This window comes from Pseudomonas sp. P65(2024) (assembly GCF_057480955.1).
Map to the genome: position 1 here is coordinate 526,862 of NZ_JBLIYX010000001.1, position 16,458 is coordinate 543,319.

Here is a 16,458-nt window from a genome sequence, read left to right on the forward strand (position 1 = left end):
GAGGCGTGCGGCGAGTCCTGGCCATCCTGTTACTGTGGACCACCCACGGCCTGGCGCAACCGCCGGTGCTGCGCTTTTCCGTCGCCGAGAGCTGGAGCATGCCGTTGATGCGCACCGAGGACCAGCAACCGGTGGAAGGCATCCTGTTCGAGCTGATGCAGGCCATTGCCCGGGAGACCGATGCCCGCCCGCAATACCACGTGATGGCCCGCCTGCGCCTGCAGGAGGCGATGCAGGCCGGCGAAATCGACGTGCGCTGCTATGTCTCCACCCAGTGGCTGACCGACCGGCCGGGCGACTACCTGTGGAGCATCCCCATCATCGAGCAGCGCGACCTGCTGATCGGCCGCCCCGGCCACAGCGGTCCCACCCGCCCGGAAACGCTGCCGCCGCAAGCCATCGGCACCGTGCTCGGCTACACCTATCCCACCCTGGAGCCCCTGTTCAGCCAGGGCCGCCTGCAGCGAGAGGACAGCCGCAACCAGCTACTGGCCCTGCAGAAGCTCGAGGCCGGACGCTTTCGTCACGCGATCAGCAACCAGCTGTCATTGCAGTGGTACAACCGCTCACTGCCACCGGGGCAGCGCCTGCAAGCCTTGGCCGTGCTGGAAGAGCAAGCGCTGGGCTGCATGGTGCGCAACGATCCCCAACTGCCGACCCAAGGTGTGCTCAGGGCGCTGGTGCGGATCAAGGAGTCCGGGGAGATGCAGCGAATCGTCGAGCGGTATACCGATGGTCGCCAGCCCCGCCAGTTCGCCGATGACCAAGGGCCTCAAATACCTGCTGCCACGACACCCAGCGCCGCCAGGTAGAGGCCGATCCCGAACACGCAATGCGTCACCAGGCTGCGCAGACAACTCTTCAAGGGCGATGGCGTATTCGCAGCGAAGTACCCTGCACCCAATGCAGGCTGCACCACCACCAGCGGCACCAGCACCGAGACCACCCCGAACAGCAACGCGGGCCACAGGACCGGCGCCAGCAACCACCCCTCCCCGGCAATAGCCACCAGCAGCGCCGCAAACACCAGCCCCGTGGCGTAGTGGAGCAACCAGCCCCACGCCAGCTCACCCCTGACCGGCGCGGCCTTGCCGATCGCCACATGCCGCCAGCGCCCCGCGAACAGGTGGCCCGCCCAGCGCCCGACCAGCGCGTAGTTCAGCGTGGTGACGCCCAGGCGCCTGAGCAGCAGGGTCCACAGGTCCATGACCAGGGTGGCGCCGATGCCGATAAGCAAAATGGAAAATGCGAGAGAAGAAGCGCTCATGACGAAAGCCCTTGGCGGATTGACGGAAAGGTCGATGCCAAGCAGCATGCAAGTTGAAGTCAACTTCAAGTCAAGGGAGCTAAGATGGACATTGCCGATGTCGCCAGGCGCACCGGAGTGCCGGCGTCGACCTTGCGTTACTACGCGAACAAGGGCTTGCTCACATCGCTCGCCGGCCATGGCCAACGGCGGCAATTCCCGGCGGATACGCCAGAACGCCTGGCCCTGATCGCCCTGGGCCAGGCGGCAGGCTTTTCGCTGGACGAAGTGGCGGCGATGCTGGATGAGCAACGGGTTGACCGAGCGTTGCTGCTGGTCAAGGCCGATGAGATCGAGCAGAGGATCAAGCGCCTGCAGGCGATGAGCAAAGGGCTGCGGCATGCGGCAGTGTGCCCCGAGGAGAACCACCTGCAATGCCCGACCTTTCGGCGACTGATGCAAGTGTCGGCCAGCAAGGGCAAGCGTGGGAGTCGCCCTGTCCCGCGATAAGGCCCGCCAGACCACAGTACGACAGCGGGCTCAGTAGCCGTGCAACTCGCGGAACGGCTGGCCCTTGTGGTAGTTGATCCACTCTTCCACGTCATAGGGCAGGTACAACTGCCGACGCGCCCGCGACAGGGCGATGTACACCGCGCAAATCCGCGCATCGAAGGCGTAGGCGTCCTTGAAGCGCTGGGTGGTCATCAGCTCCGGCGTCAACAGCACCTGATCGAACTCCAGGCCACCGGCCTCCTCGGCCATCAACAGCGTGAGGCTGGCAGGCTGCGCGGCGACCCGCGCGTCCAGGCCGGTCAGGTCGGCAAGCTTGAAACCCGCCTCCAGCCGCGCCTCAACCCACTGGAACGCGGCATCGAAACGCTCGGACTCGCGCACCTGCTGCCAGTCGAGCAGGTGCGCGAAGTACGCATGCGGCCCTTCGGCGTCCTGTCCCGGTGCATAGAACGCCGCCCTGAACAGGCCAATCGCGGTGACCATGAACCGTCGCATGTCAGGCCAGTCGGGGAAGTTCAGCAGGCAGTTGGACTCGGCCATCTCCATGGCCCAGCGCATCGTGTCCCAGCGCGAGGCGGTCAGCACCACGCAGCCCTCGGGCGGGACGAACCCTTCGGGGAAGTGCTCGATGCCGACATCGACATGCCGCGCCGCCTCGAACGCGACCTTGGACTTCTTCGAGTGCACACCGATCAACGGGTTGATCAGCCGTTCCACCTTGGGCCCGGAGCGCACGGCGAAGGCCATGTCCTTCTGGCGCACCTGACGCTCGCGCCTGACCACCTCGCCGGAGGCCTTCTGGTACTCGTCGCCCAGGGTGATCAGCACCTGGCGGCCACGCTCGATAACCTGCAGCAGCGAGGCCGGCACGTCCTGGCTCTCGTCGATGATCACATGGCTGAAACGCGCGGGCACACTGCAGCCACCCAGGCTGGCGCGCTTGAGCAGCAGCAACGCCTCGAACCCGGTCTGCGCGCCCCAGGTCGGCTGCGCCTCCAGGTAACGCCACAGGCGGCTGGCGTACTCGAGCAGCACCTGGGCATCGAGGCCGGACAGCGCCTGGCGAAAATGCGGCAGGTGGCGGCTGGACAGGCTGTAGTCCCGCGACTCGCAATAGTTGCGCAGCACTTCCAGGCAGATATCCAGGGCGTGCTCGGCGTCGTACTGGCGCAGCCCGACGATCCCCAGCTCTTCGGCCAGCCGGCGCTTGCCGGGACCGCGCTGGGCTGTCCGGGCGGGAACCGGCCGGGTGTCCTTGAGCAGGGCCCGGGCGAACTGGCCAAAGGTCATGCCGACCTTGGCCTGGGCATCCAGCCCCATGCGTCGACGCAGGGTACCCAGCTTGGCCGGCGTGCGCGCCAGGGCCAGCACCCGGCCACGGGGCAGGCATTCCATCAGCGCGCCGAGCAGGTAGCTCTTGCCGATCCCGGCGTAGCCCTGCACATGGATGTCCTCGTCGAGGTTGGCCTGGATGACCTTGAGCAGCTTGTCCTGCTCGACGGTCAGCCAACGCTCGCTGTCGAAGCCAGTGGTCACCCGCTGGCTGAACGGGTTGTCACTGTGGTGCAGGCGGATACGGTAGTCAAAATCCCACTTGCCGTCCGCCAGCAGGTACTCCCGCGCCTGAACCTGTTCGGTATCGAGCAGGCGCAGCTTGGAGCCCTTGATCACCTCGAGACCAAAATAGAGCTTGCGCGCATCGAACAGCCGACGGGCCTCGGACAGCAAGCCCACGCCAGGCGAGTGCGCGCCATCGACCGCCCATGCCAACAGCTTGCCGAGCACCTTTTCCGCCGCCCGCGCATCGACCTGCCCCTGTGCCTGGGCCAGGTTCTGGATCACCAGTACGGCCGCCAGTTCAGGGTCGCCCAGGGTATCGAGCGCAGGCGCGCCCTCGGCCTGCAGCAAGGCCTGGCACACCTCTGCGCTGACCGGCAGGTACACCGGATGGGAAAAATCGAAGTGTTCGGGCTGCATGTCGGTATGGGTCCGGGGATCACTCAAGATTTGTCGGATTCAGCGGCCTGCCCCACCACCAATTCGAAGCGGTAGGCCCCCAACGACCCCGACATGTCGCCGGGATAGCTGACACCCACCCGCGGTGCGTCGAGTACGCCATCGAGCTCATGCAGCGCCAGTTCCAGCAGCTTGCGCAAGTCGCGCACCGACTGCGCCGACACCTGCACCTGCAGCTCGAAGGCCGCCGCGTCAGCCGTTACTGCCACCGGCACGACCGCTGCCTCGAGAATACGCTCGTGTTCTTCTTCCATCTGGTCGAGCACCTGCGACAGCTCCAGCACACGCTCGGGGCTGGCGGCCATCTGGTCCTTGATTTCCAGGCGGCGCAGCTGCCACTCGCGGATCTTCTGGCGGGTGAGGTCGTCGACATGTTCCACGGTCGCTATCTCCTGGCCGAATGGGCCAACACGATGGGATGCATGATAAGGCGCTGCGCGGGATCGTGCAGGCGGAAAACGGTGCGAGGGTGTAAAGAAACGCGTCTGCTGGGCGACGCCTGACAGGTACGCCGGAAAATTCCTGCGCCCAAAATGGAGGCGGCCCCACCAGCCACACCCCGGCACTCGATGTTCCCGCTATGGCTGCTCCCTTCCGGGCCTGACCAGGTTAACGGGTAATCAATGCGGGGGGACCGATGGGGCCACCACGACGGTTCGTCAGTTGACGAGCCGCGCCATTGTACAGCGCCGGGGCGAAGTTACAACCTTTGATCGTGAAAAAACCATCATTTCTCAAGGACTTGTGGCAAATCTATCGCGGGGCAAGCCCGCGCCCACGCCTCATCACCCGCGGGAGCGGGCTTGCCCGGCGAAAGGCAAGCGGGTTCAGACGCCGATACCACGCTCCGCCAGGAAGCCCACGAACGCCTCCTCGTCCATCACCGCGACGCCCAGCTCGGCGGCCTTGGCCAGCTTGGAGCCGGCGCCGGGCCCGGCGACCACGCAGTGGGTCTTGCCGGACACGGAGCCCGCCACCTTGGCCCCCAGGCTTTCCAACTTTTCCTTGGCGATATCACGGCTCATGCGCTCCAGGGTGCCGGTCAGCACCCAGGTCTGCCCCGCCAGCGGCAAGCCCTCGGCGGACTTCTTCTCGCACGACCAGTGCATGCCGAAGTCCAGCAACTGGGCCTCGATGGCACGGGCCAGTTGCTGGTTGGCCTCGACCTTGAAGAACTCGCGTACGCCTTCGGCCTGCTTGGTGTTCAGGGCCTGGCGCAGGTCGATACCGTCGGCGGCGATAATCCGCTCCAGGGTGCCCAGCTTGTCTACCAGTTTCTCGGCGCCGGTCGGGCCGACCGAGGGGATGTCGAGCTTGGCCAGCATTCCGGCCAGCGTGGTGCTGGCAGCGAACTCGGCGCCCAGCTCACCCTCGTCCTGCAACTGCATGCCGCAGGCCAGCAACTGCGCGATGACTTCGCGGTTATGCGCGTCCTCGAAGAAGTTGTGGATCTCGTGGGCAACTTCCAGGCCGATGTCCGGCAGGTAGGTCAGTACCTGCGGCAACGCCACCTGCACTCGCGCCAGGCTGCCCAGGGACCGGGCCAGGACCTTGGCGGTCTCCTCGCCGACATCGGGGATGCCCAGCGCATAGATGAAGCGCGCCAGGCTCGGACGCTTGCTCGCCTCGATGGCAGCCAGCAGCTTGTTGCTCGACACCTCGGCAAAGCCTTCCAGCGCCACCACCTGGTCGAAGGTCAGGTGGTAGAGATCGGCCGGCGAGCGGATCAGGTTCTCGTCGACCAACTGCTCGACGCTCTTCTCGCCCAGGCCGTCGATGTCCATGGCCCGACGCGACACGTAGTGAATGATCGCCTGCTTGAGCTGGGCGGCGCAGCTCAGGCGCCCCACGCAACGGTACACCGCGCCTTCGCTGGTGGTTTCCTTGCCCTTGCTGCGCTTGACCAGCTGGGTGCGCTCGACCTGCGAGCCGCACACCGGGCACTGCGTGGGCACCTCGACCGGCCGGGCGTCCTGCGGACGGCGGTCGAGCACCACCTGCATCACCTGCGGGATCACATCGCCGGCGCGGCGGATGATCACCGTGTCGCCGATGCGCAGGCCCAGCCGGGCGATCTCATCCATGTTATGCAGGGTGGCGTTGGACACCGTCACGCCGGCCACCTTGACCGGCTTGAGCCGCGCCACCGGCGTCACCGCGCCGGTGCGCCCGACCTGGAACTCGACGTCGAGCACCTCGGTGAGCTCCTCCATGGCCGGGAACTTGTGGGCGATCGCCCAGCGCGGCTCACGGGCGCGGAAGCCCAGTTCACGCTGGGAGGCCAGGCTGTTGACCTTGAACACCACGCCATCGATTTCGTAGGGCAGGCCGTTGCGGCGGGCGCCGATGTCGCGGTAGTAGTCCAGGCACTCTTCGATACCAGCGGCATGGCGCAGCTCGCGGCTGATCGGCAGCCCCCAGGTCTTGAGCTTCTCGAGGATGCCGATATGGCTGTCGCCAAAGGCCTCGGACACCTGGCCAACGCCATAGCAGCAGAACTCCAGCGGGCGGCTGGCGGTGATCTTCGAGTCCAGTTGGCGCAGGCTGCCGGCCGCGGCGTTGCGCGGGTTGGCGAAGGTCTTGCCGCCGGCTTCGGCCTGCGCGGCGTTGAGCCGGTCGAAACCCGCCTTGCTCATGTACACTTCGCCACGCACTTCCAGCACCGCCGGCCAGCCCTCGCCCTGCAGCTTGAGCGGGATGTTGCGCACGGTGCGCACGTTGGCGCTGATGTCCTCGCCGGTGGTGCCGTCACCGCGGGTGGCGCCCTGCACCAGCTGGCCATCACGGTACAGCAGGCTCACCGCCAGGCCGTCGAGCTTCGGCTCGCAGCTGTAGTCCACCGCCGCCTGATCGCCGCCCGGCAGGTCCAGGCCTTCCACCACGCGACGGCCGAAATCACGCAGGTCGCCCTCCTCGAAGGCGTTGCCCAGGCTGAGCATGGGCACTTCGTGACGGACCTGGCTGAACGCCGCCAACGCCGCGCCTCCGACGCGCTGGGTCGGAGAGTCCGGGGTCACCAGGTGCGGGTGCTCGGCCTCCAGTGCCTTGAGCTCGTTGAACAGGCGGTCGTATTCGGCATCGGGCACGCTGGGTTCGTCGAGCACGTAGTAGCGGTAGTTGTGCTGGTCGAGTTCGGCGCGCAGGGCATGGATTCGGGATTCGGCGTTCATGGGTCGTCTTCTCTTGCAAAGCAAAAGAGCAGCCCCAGGCTGCTCTTTTGCTTGTGTCAGTGCGGCGCGGATCGAGGCTGGATCCGCCCGCTCGTAAACATCAGCGTTTCTGGGTCAGGGCGCGGCGCTCGAACTCGACGATGCGCTGGCGATAGTGCTCGATGGTCTGGGCGGTCAGCACGCTGCGCTGGTCGTCCTTGAGTTCACCGTTGAGCTCGTGGGCCAGCTTGCGCGCGGCAGCCACCATCACGTCGAAAGCCTGCTTGGGATGGCGCGGGCCGGGCAGACCGAGGAAGAAGCTCACCGCTCGGGTGCTGAAATGGTCGATGTCGTCCAGGTCGAACACGCCGGGCTTGACCGCGTTGGCCATGGAGAACAGCACTTCACCGTGGCCGGCCATGCTCTCGTGACGGTGGAAAATGTCCATCTCGCCGAAGCGCAGGCCGCTTTCGAGGATGTTCTGCAGCAGTGCCGGGCCCTTGAAGCCACTCTCGTCACGGGAAATGACGCTGATCACCAGCACTTCCTCGGCCGGTGGCAGCTCCTTGGCCGGCGTGCTCGGCGCGGTAAAGCCATTGGCGCGGGTGTTGTCGGCGGCGAAATCGTCGTCGCCACCCTCGAACAGGTCGGGCTCGCGGGGCTCGGCGGCCAGGTTCAGGTCACCCTGCTGCGGCTCGCTGTGGTTGCGCTTGCCGCGCTTGGCCTTGGCCGGCTTGGGTTCGCGCTCGCGCTCCCGTTCGCGCGCGGGGGCGCTCACCGACGGCAGGTCGGACTCGTCCAGCTCGGGCTCTTTGTGGGTTTCCAGCACACGCGCAGGGCCGAGCACCTCGGCGCTGCCGCTGTCGTCGTCCGGGGCGTTGGCGTAGCTACGGTCCAGACGGAACTTCAACTTGCCCTTGCCGCCGCGCATGCGGCGCCAGCCGTCGAAAAGAATACCGGCGATGACAATGATGCCGATGACGATCAGCCACTCGCGCAGACCGATTTCCATGTAATCCCGTGCCTCTATAAAAAATATGCTTGAAAACAAAGGCTTCAAAGGCCTTTAACACGTGGCGCCAACTCTATGTTCTGACAGGCGTTTTACCCACGCAAAAAACAAGTGACATTAAGCTAGCACGACCAAAGGCAACTTTACACCGTCTGTCGCGTCTGCTGAGGCTTTTGCCTACATGTTCACACCCTTTCTTTACCCCTTACGCATCGACCATGGCCATAGCCTCTTCCACATCAACTGCTACAAGGCGTGAACAGCCCGGTTCATGCATGGTCACCCCCATCAACTGGTCGGCCATTTCCATGGCGATCTTGTTGTGGGTGATGTAGATGAACTGCACGGTCTCGCTCATTTCCTTGACCAGGCGGGCATACCGCCCGACGTTGGCATCGTCCAGCGGTGCATCGACCTCGTCGAGCATGCAGAACGGTGCTGGGTTCAACTTGAAGATGGCGAACACCAGGGCCAGGGCCGTGAGTGCCTTCTCGCCGCCGGACAGCAGATGGATGGTGCTGTTCTTCTTGCCCGGCGGGCGCGCCATGATCGTCACCCCTGTATCGAGTAGATCTTCGCCCGTCAGTTCCAGATAAGCGCTGCCGCCACCGAAAACTTTTGGGAAAAGTGCCTGTAATCCGGCATTTATCTGATCAAAGGTATCCTTGAAGCGGTTGCGGGTTTCCTTGTCGATCTTGCGGATGACGTTTTCCAGGGTCTCCAGCGCCTCGACCAGGTCGGCGTCCTGGGCATCCAGGTAACGCTTGCGTTCGGACTGCTGTTCGTATTCCTCGATGGCCGCCAGGTTGATCGCGCCCAGGCGCTGGATACGTGCCTCGAGCTGCTCCAGGGCCTGCTCGGTGCCCTGCTCGCTGGCGTCGGCCTCGAGCGTGGCGAGCACGCCCTGAAGATCGTAGCCGTCGGCGAGCAATTGTTCCTGCAAGGTCTTGCGCCGCACATCCAACCCCTGGGACTCCAGGCGCTGCTGCTCCAGCTGGCCGCGCAGCAGTTGCGACTGCTGCTCGGCCTGGGTACGGCGCCGCTCGGCATCGCGCAGCTCGCGATCGGCCTCATCCATGTGCAGGCGCGCCTGACGCATTTCCTCGTCGACGCTCATGCGTCGTTCCAGCAGTTCCTCGAGCTTGAGGCGCAATTCTTCCAGCGGTGCCTCGCCCTCCTCCAGGTTCAGGTTCAACTGCTCCTGACGCTCGCTCAAGCGCGCGGCCTGCTGCTCCAGGCGTTCAAGCGCCTGGCGGGTCGAGTCGTGCTGGGCGCGCAGCGAGCCCAGGCGCACGGCCAGCTGGTGGGCATGGTCCTTGTGCTGGCGGGCCTCCTGACGGATGCGGTCAAGACCTTCGCGCAGGGTGTCGCGGCGCGCCATCAGCAGCTCTCGCTGTTCGGTATCCTGGGCCATCAGGTCCAGGGCTTCCTGCAGCAACAGGCGCGCCTCGCCCAGTTGCTCGTGCTCCAGGGCGCGCTGCTCCTGCAGCTCGGCCAGTTCTTCCTGCAGGCGGCGGCGGCGCAGCTCCAGCTGTTCGGCACGGGCACGGCCGGCGGACAGGCGCGCCTTGAGCTCGCCATGCTGGCGGCTTTCGTCCTGGCTGCGACGGCGCAGTTGCTCGCGCTGCTCTTCCAGATCGAGCTGCTGCTCGCGCAGGCGTTGCAGCTGCTCGTCGAGCTGCTCGAGCAAGGCCTCCTGTTCCAAACGCTCCCGGCCCAGGCGCTCGATCTCCTGGCCACGGGCCAGCACGCCACCTTGGGCCTCGCCCCCTCGGCTGACCCGCAGGAAATGCCGCCCGACCCAATAGCCGTCGCGGCTGACCAGGCTCTGCCCGGCGCCCAGCGAGCCCCGCCGGGCCAGGGCCTGCTCCAGGGTCTCCACCGGCATGACCTGGCCCAGCCAGGGCGACAGGTCGACGCTTCCTTCGACCTTGTCGAGCAGGCTGCCAGCAACACTCGCGCCCTGCGCGCCGGCCATCAGCAGGCGCAGCTCGCCCTGCTCCAGCGCGGCGAATTCCAGGCCTGTGAAGTCATCCAGCAGCACCGCCTGCAGATCGGCGCCCAGCACAGTTTCCACCGCCAGCTCCCAGCCGGGCTCGACCCGCAGCCCCTCGGCCAGCCGTGGACGCTGCTCCAGGCCCTGGGCACGCAGCCAGTCGGCGGCCCCGACTCCCGGCTCCAGCGCGGCCTGCTGCAAGGCTTCGAGAGACGCCAGGCGCCCGCCCAGACGCTGCAGGTCGCCCTGCTGCTGTTGCTGCGCCTGGTTGGCCTGTTGCATCTGCTCGCGCAATGCGTCCAACTGCTCGACCACCTGCCGCTCCTGCAACTGGAGGTCTTCGAGCAGCAACTCACTGCTGGCCACCTGCTCGTCCAGGTCGCAGGTCTCGGTATCTTGCGAATCGCCGCCGAGCTGGTCACGCTCCTCGCCCAGCTTGCGCTGGCGCTCGGCCAGGCGTTCCAGGCTGGCCTCCAGCTGCGCCAGGCGCGCCTGCTGCACTTCGGCCTGGCGGCGCGGCTCGGCGGAGCGGGTGTTGAAACTGTCCCACTGCTCCTGCCAGCCGTGCATGCCCAGCTCGGCCTCCTCCAGGGTCGCGGCGGCCTCCTCGGCCGCGGCCAGGGTCAGTTCCTGCTCGGGTTCGAGCATGGCCAATTCTTCACCCAGGGTCGCCAGCAAGGTGCGGTCGTGCCCCAGGTGCGATTCGGTTTCCAGACGGCTGCGTTCGGCCTCCTTGAGGTCATCCTGCAACTGACGCAGGCGCTGCTGGCCGTGCTGGATGCTCTGCTCGACCCGGGCGATATCGCCGGCCACCGAATAGAAGCGGCCCTGCACCTGGTTGAAGCGCTCGGACAGCTCATGATGGCCGTCGCGCAGGCGCTCGATGCTGGCATCGGCGTTACGCTGCTCGGCCACCAGGGCCTCGAAGGCGATCTCCTGGTCGCCAATGACCGTCTCGCGCTGACGCACCCGCTGGTCCAGGTCGCGCCAGCGCAGGGCCGCCAGACGCGCCTTGAGCTGGCGCTCCTCGGCCTTGTACTCGCGGTACTTCTCGGCGGCCTGGGCCTGGCGGTGCAGGCGCTCGAGCTGGCGTTCCAGCTCTTCGCGCAGGTCGGTCAGGCGCGCCAGGTTCTCCTGGGTGCGGCGGATGCGGTTTTCGGTCTCGCGGCGGCGCTCCTTGTACTTGGAGATGCCTGCCGCCTCCTCGATGAAGTTGCGCAGCTCCTCGGGCTTGGCCTCGATCAGCTTGGAGATCATGCCCTGTTCGATGATCGAGTAGCTGCGCGGCCCCAGGCCCGTGCCGAGGAAGATATCGGTGATATCACGGCGCCGGCACTTGGTACCGTTGAGGTAATAGGTGTTCTGCCCGTCGCGAGTGACCTTGCGGCGGATCGAGATCTCGGCGTAGGCGGCGTACTCACCGACCAGCGAGTTGTCGCTGTTGTCGAACACCAGCTCGATGCTGGCCTGGCTGACCGGCTTGCGGCTGGTGGAACCGTTGAAGATGACATCGGTCATCGACTCGCCACGCAGGTTCTTGGCCGAGCTTTCGCCCATCACCCAGCGCACCGCGTCGATGATGTTGGACTTGCCGCAGCCATTGGGGCCGACCACGGCCGCCATGTTGCTGGGAAAATTGACCGTGGTCGGGTCGACGAAGGACTTGAACCCGGCCAGGCGGATGCACTTCAAGCGCATCGATCAGACCCGCGCCAGCGCCGCCAGCACCAGTTCGCAACTGCGCTGGCAATAGGCGGTGAGCACCTCGCGGATGCGCGGCAGGTCGCGGGCGACCACGGCTTCGAGCAGGCAGGCGAACAGCTCCAGGTAGTCGACCATGTTGGCCTGGCGCTGGTCCAGGGCCAGGTAGTAGGCGCGGCTCATGGCCGGCTGCAAGTTCTCGACGGTTTCCTGCAGGTACGGGTTGTTGGCGAACGGATAGGCTGCGCGCATCACCGCGAAACTGTCGGCGACGAAGGCCTTGATGTCCTTGGCGGCGTGGGCCTGCTTGAGGCGCTGCTGGATGTCCAGGAACGGGCGCAGGTCGCTGTCGCTGCGCCAATGCTGTGCAACGGCGTTGCCCAGCAGGATGTAGAACTCGCCCATCAGGGTGCACAGGCTGCGCACGCTGTTTTCGTCCAGCTCGGTCACATGGGCCCCGCGGCGCGGCAGGATCGCCACCAGATGGCGGCGTTCGAGGATGAGCAGCGCCTCGCGCACCGAGCCGCGGCTGACGTTGAGGGCCTGGGTGACCTTCTGCTCCTGGATGCGCTCGCCGGGTGCGAGTTCGCCGCGGATGATCCGCTCGGCCAGGTAGTGGGCAATTTGCTCGGAGAGGCTGTCCGGCGCCTTGAACGTCATGGTTTTCCTTCGCGATCTGGGTAGCTGTGCACAAGGGCGCGATTGTAGCGCACTTGTCCCATGCCCGCGCAGCGGCGCGACGCGCTTTGTGCGACTGGCGGGTCAACTTTCCCACTCGGCGCGAACTATGCTTGGAGAAAGGCTCGATGAAGCGGTTCGGAAGGCCTCTGGGCAAAATCTTGACCTTTGGGTCAGAAAATTATTGACCTCAGGGTCAAGCGTTGCTTAGAGTCCGCCCGAACAACAATAAAACCATTGCGAGGCCCTCCCCCGTGATCCAGTTTCTCGTCAACCAGGAGCTGCGCAGCGAGCACGCCCTGGACCCGAACATGACGGTGCTGCAATACCTGCGCGAGCACCTGGGCAAACCCGGCACCAAGGAAGGCTGCGCCAGCGGCGACTGCGGCGCCTGCACCGTGGTCGTCGGCGAACTCGTCCAGGACGATCAAGGCAGCGACAGCATCCGCTACCGCAGCCTCAACTCATGCCTGACGTTCGTGTCCTCCCTGCACGGCAAGCAGCTGATCAGCGTCGAGGGTCTCAAGCACCAAGGTGAACTGCACAGCGTGCAGAAGGCCATGGCCGACTGCCATGGTTCGCAGTGCGGCTTCTGCACCCCCGGTTTTGTCATGTCGCTGTTCGCCCTGCAGAAGAACAGCGAGGGCCACGACCTGCACCAGGCCCAGGAGGCCCTGGCCGGCAACCTGTGCCGCTGCACCGGCTACCGGCCGATCCTTGCCGCCGCCGAGCAGAGCTGCGCCCAACCCTGTCGTGACCAATTCGACGCCCAGCAGGCGCAGACCATCGCTCGTCTCAAGGCCATCGCCCCGCAACAGACCGGCGAGCTCAACAGCGGCGACAAGCGCTGCCTGGTGCCGCTGACCGTGGCCGACCTGGCCGACCTCTACAGTTCGCACCCCGAGGCGCGCCTGCTGGCCGGCGGCACCGACCTGGCGCTGGAGGTCACCCAGTTCCATCGCACCCTGCCGGTGATGATCTACGTCGGCCATGTCGCCGAGCTCAAGCGCATCGACAAGACCGCCACCCACCTGGAGATCGGCGCCGCCACCCCGCTGACCGACTGCTACACCGCGCTCAACCAGGAGTACCCCGATTTCGGCGACCTGCTGCACCGCTTCGCCTCGCTGCAGATCCGCAACCAGGGCACCCTGGGCGGCAACATCGGCAACGCCTCGCCGATCGGCGACTCGCCGCCCCTGCTGATCGCCCTGGACGCGCAGATCGTCCTGCGCCAGGGCGAGCGCCAGCGTACCCTGGCCCTGGAAGACTACTTCATCGACTACCGCATCACTGCGCGCCAGGACAGCGAGTTCATCGAGAAGATCATCGTGCCGCGCGCCAGCAATGACTGGGCGTTCCGCGCCTATAAAGTGTCCAAGCGCCTGGACGACGATATCTCCGCCGTGTGCGCGGCGTTCAACCTGAGCATCGAGAACGGCGTGGTCAGCGGCGTGCGCATCGCCTTCGGCGGCATGGCGGCGATCCCCAAACGCGCCCGCGCCTGCGAGGCCGCGCTGCGCGGCAAGCCATGGAACCAGGCCAGCATCGAGCGTGCCTGCCAGGCCCTGGCCGAGGACTTCACCCCGCTGAGCGACTTCCGCGCCAGCCGCGAGTACCGCCTGCTGACCGCGCAGAACCTGCTGCGCAAGTACTTCATCGAACTGCAAACGCCGCACATCGAAACCCGGGTGACCGCCTATGTCTAACCATCACGCCGTCAAGAGCCAGGCCGAGATGGCCGCACTGTTCAGCCAGGACCTGACCACCGGGGTCGGCCGCAGCCTCAAGCACGACAGCGCCGACAAGCATGTGGCGGGCGAGGCGGTGTACATCGACGACCGCCTGGAATTCCCCAACCAGCTGCACGTCTATGCGCGCACCGCGGATCGCGCCCATGCGCGCATCCTGCGCATCGACACCACGCCCTGCTACCAGTTCGAAGGCGTGCGCATTGCCATCACCCACGAGGACATTCCGGGGCTCAAGGACATCGGCCCGGTGGTGGCCGGCGACCCGCTGCTGGCCATCGACAAGGTCGAGTTCTTCGGCCAGCCGGTGCTTGCCGTGGCCGCCCGCGACCTGGACACCGCCCGTCGCGCTGCCATGGCCGCCATCGTCGAATACGAAGATCTGGAACCGGTGCTCGATGTGGTCGAGGCGCTGCGCAAGAAACACTTCGTGCTCGACAGCCACACCCACAAGCGCGGCGATTCGGACGCAGCCCTGGCCAGCGCCCCGCACCGCATCCAGGGCAGTCTGCACATCGGCGGCCAGGAGCACTTCTATCTGGAAACCCAGATCAGCTCGGTGATGCCCAGCGAAGACGGCGGCATGATCGTGTACTGCTCCACGCAGAACCCCACCGAGGTGCAGAAGCTGGTCGCCGAGGTGCTCGACGTGCCGATGCACAAGATCGTCGTCGACATGCGCCGCATGGGCGGCGGCTTCGGCGGCAAGGAAACCCAGGCCGCCAGCCCCGCCTGCCTGTGCGCGGTGATCGCGCGCCTGACCGGCCAGCCGACCAAGATGCGCCTGCCCCGTGTCGAAGACATGATGATGACCGGCAAGCGCCATCCGTTCTACGTCGAGTATGACGTCGGCTTCGACGACACTGGCCGCCTGCACGGCATCAACTTCGACCTGGCCGGCAACTGCGGCTACTCGCCCGACCTGTCCGGCTCGATCGTCGACCGCGCCATGTTCCACTCCGACAACGCCTACTACCTGGGCGACGCCACGGTGCACGGCCACCGCTGCAAGACCAACACCGCCTCCAACACCGCCTACCGCGGCTTCGGCGGCCCGCAAGGGATGGTTGCCATCGAGCAGGTGATGGACCATATCGCCCGCCACCTGGCGCTGGACCCGCTGGCGGTGCGCAAGGCCAACTACTACGGCAAGACCGAGCGCAACGTCACCCACTACTACCAGACCGTCGAGCACAACATGCTCGAGGAGATGACCGCCGAGATCGAGGCGAGCAGCGACTACCACGAGCGCCGCGAATCGATCCGCCGCTTCAACGCCAACAGCCCGGTGCTGAAAAAGGGCCTGGCGCTGACCCCGGTGAAGTTCGGCATCTCGTTCACCGCCACCTTCCTCAACCAGGCCGGTGCCTTGATCCACATCTATACCGACGGCAGCATCCACCTCAACCACGGCGGCACCGAGATGGGCCAGGGCCTGAACACCAAGGTGGCCCAAGTGGTGGCCCAGGTGTTCCAGGTCGACTTCAACCGTATCCAGATCACCGCCACCAACACCGACAAGGTACCCAACACCTCGCCGACCGCGGCCTCCAGCGGCGCCGACCTGAACGGCAAGGCGGCGCAGAATGCCGCCGAGATCCTCAAGAAACGCCTGACCGAGTTCGCCGCCCGGCACTACAACGTCACCGAGGAAGACGTCGAGTTCCGCAACGGCCATGTACGCGTGCGCGACCAGATCGTCAGCTTCGAGCACCTGGTACAGCAGGCCTACTTCGCTCAGGTGTCGCTGTCGACCACCGGTTTCTACCGCACGCCGAAGATCTTCTACGATCGCGCCCAGGCCCGCGGCCGGCCGTTTTACTACTACGCCTTCGGTGCGGCGTGCGTGGAGGTGATCGTCGACACCCTGACCGGCGAGTACAAGATGCTGCGCGCCGACATCCTGCACGACGTCGGTGACTCGCTGAACCCGGCCATCGATATCGGCCAGGTCGAAGGCGGCTTCGTCCAGGGCATGGGCTGGCTGACCACCGAGGAGCTGGTGTGGAACGCCAAGGGCAAGCTGATGACCAACGGCCCGGCCAGCTACAAGATCCCGGCGGTGGCCGACATGCCGATCGACATGCGCGTCAAGCTGGTGGAGAACCGCAAGAACCCCGAGGACACGGTGTTCCATTCCAAGGCCGTGGGCGAGCCGCCGTTCATGCTCGGCATCGCCGCCTGGTGCGCGATCAAGGACGCGGTGGCGAGCATCGCCGACTACCGTGTACAGCCCGAGATCGACGCACCGTCGACGCCGGAGCGGGTGTTGTGGGGCTGCGAGCAGATGCGCAAGGCGGTGGCCGCGGCTCAGCCTGCCGAACAGCAACTGGAACCCGTGACGCACTGACGCCGCGCTCCCTGTAGGCGCGACCTTGCGTTGCGCCCACAGGGCA

11 protein-coding genes and 1 other RNA gene are annotated in these 16,458 nt (G+C 66.0%); 4 read left to right on the forward strand and 8 right to left on the reverse strand.

The annotated features are described in order from the left end of the window. Nucleotides 1-5: 5 nt before the first annotated feature. Nucleotides 6-812, forward strand: a complete 807-nt coding sequence (locus tag AC25MA_RS02470) for a substrate-binding periplasmic protein (protein WP_028692863.1) — start codon at nt 6-8, stop codon at nt 810-812. Here the strand turns inward: AC25MA_RS02470 and AC25MA_RS02475 are convergent. Continuing rightward, complete coding sequence (locus tag AC25MA_RS02475; RefSeq protein WP_062362568.1) at nt 773-1,267, reverse strand: DUF2938 family protein; 495 nt, start codon at nt 1,265-1,267, stop codon at nt 773-775. The two genes, AC25MA_RS02470 and AC25MA_RS02475, sit on opposite strands and share 40 nt — an antisense overlap. 84 nt (nt 1,268-1,351) lie before the next feature. Here AC25MA_RS02475 and AC25MA_RS02480 point away from each other — a divergent pair, with 84 nt between their 5' ends. Next, entirely contained in the window at nt 1,352-1,756 is a 405-nt protein-coding gene (locus AC25MA_RS02480; RefSeq protein ID WP_028692861.1) for a helix-turn-helix domain-containing protein, read from the forward strand. A 30-nt stretch (nt 1,757-1,786) separates the two neighbouring features. Here the strand turns inward: AC25MA_RS02480 and AC25MA_RS02485 are convergent, their stop codons facing one another. From AC25MA_RS02485 to AC25MA_RS02515, 7 genes are all read right to left on the reverse strand, one after another. Then, nucleotides 1,787-3,736 carry a hypothetical protein gene (locus AC25MA_RS02485; RefSeq protein WP_280092553.1) on the reverse strand — a complete coding sequence of 650 codons (1,950 nt, stop codon included), beginning with the start codon at nt 3,734-3,736 and terminating at the stop codon, nt 1,787-1,789. A 23-nt stretch (nt 3,737-3,759) separates the two neighbouring features. Next, a complete protein-coding gene (locus AC25MA_RS02490; protein ID WP_036986831.1) occupies nt 3,760-4,155 on the reverse strand; it encodes a hypothetical protein in 396 nt (131 codons plus the stop codon). A gap of 163 nt (nt 4,156-4,318) precedes the next feature. After that, an RNA gene (gene ffs / locus AC25MA_RS02495) (signal recognition particle sRNA small type) lies at nt 4,319-4,415 on the reverse strand. A 187-nt stretch (nt 4,416-4,602) separates the two neighbouring features. Next, on the reverse strand, nt 4,603-6,945 hold the full coding sequence (gene ligA, locus AC25MA_RS02500; RefSeq protein WP_186596114.1) for an NAD-dependent DNA ligase LigA: 2,343 nt from the start codon (nt 6,943-6,945) through the stop codon (nt 4,603-4,605). 100 nt (nt 6,946-7,045) lie between these two features. Further along, nucleotides 7,046-7,936, reverse strand: a complete 891-nt coding sequence (zipA, locus tag AC25MA_RS02505; protein WP_028692857.1) for a cell division protein ZipA — start codon at nt 7,934-7,936, stop codon at nt 7,046-7,048. A gap of 205 nt (nt 7,937-8,141) precedes the next feature. Continuing rightward, complete coding sequence (smc, locus tag AC25MA_RS02510) at nt 8,142-11,630, reverse strand: chromosome segregation protein SMC (RefSeq protein WP_486971763.1); 3,489 nt, start codon at nt 11,628-11,630, stop codon at nt 8,142-8,144. Between the two features lie 3 nt (nt 11,631-11,633). Continuing rightward, a complete protein-coding gene (locus AC25MA_RS02515) occupies nt 11,634-12,293 on the reverse strand; it encodes a GntR family transcriptional regulator (RefSeq protein ID WP_028692855.1) in 660 nt (219 codons plus the stop codon). 272 nt (nt 12,294-12,565) lie between these two features. On the opposite strand from AC25MA_RS02515, the gene xdhA reads away from it, so the two are divergent. After that, on the forward strand, nt 12,566-14,020 hold the full coding sequence (gene xdhA, locus AC25MA_RS02520; protein ID WP_028692854.1) for a xanthine dehydrogenase small subunit: 1,455 nt from the start codon (nt 12,566-12,568) through the stop codon (nt 14,018-14,020). Continuing rightward, nucleotides 14,013-16,412, forward strand: coding sequence for a xanthine dehydrogenase molybdopterin binding subunit (gene xdhB, locus AC25MA_RS02525; RefSeq protein WP_062362532.1), 2,400 nt, complete (start codon nt 14,013-14,015; stop codon nt 16,410-16,412). Before xdhA ends, xdhB begins: the two co-directional genes overlap by 8 nt. Nucleotides 16,413-16,458 lie beyond the last annotated feature (46 nt).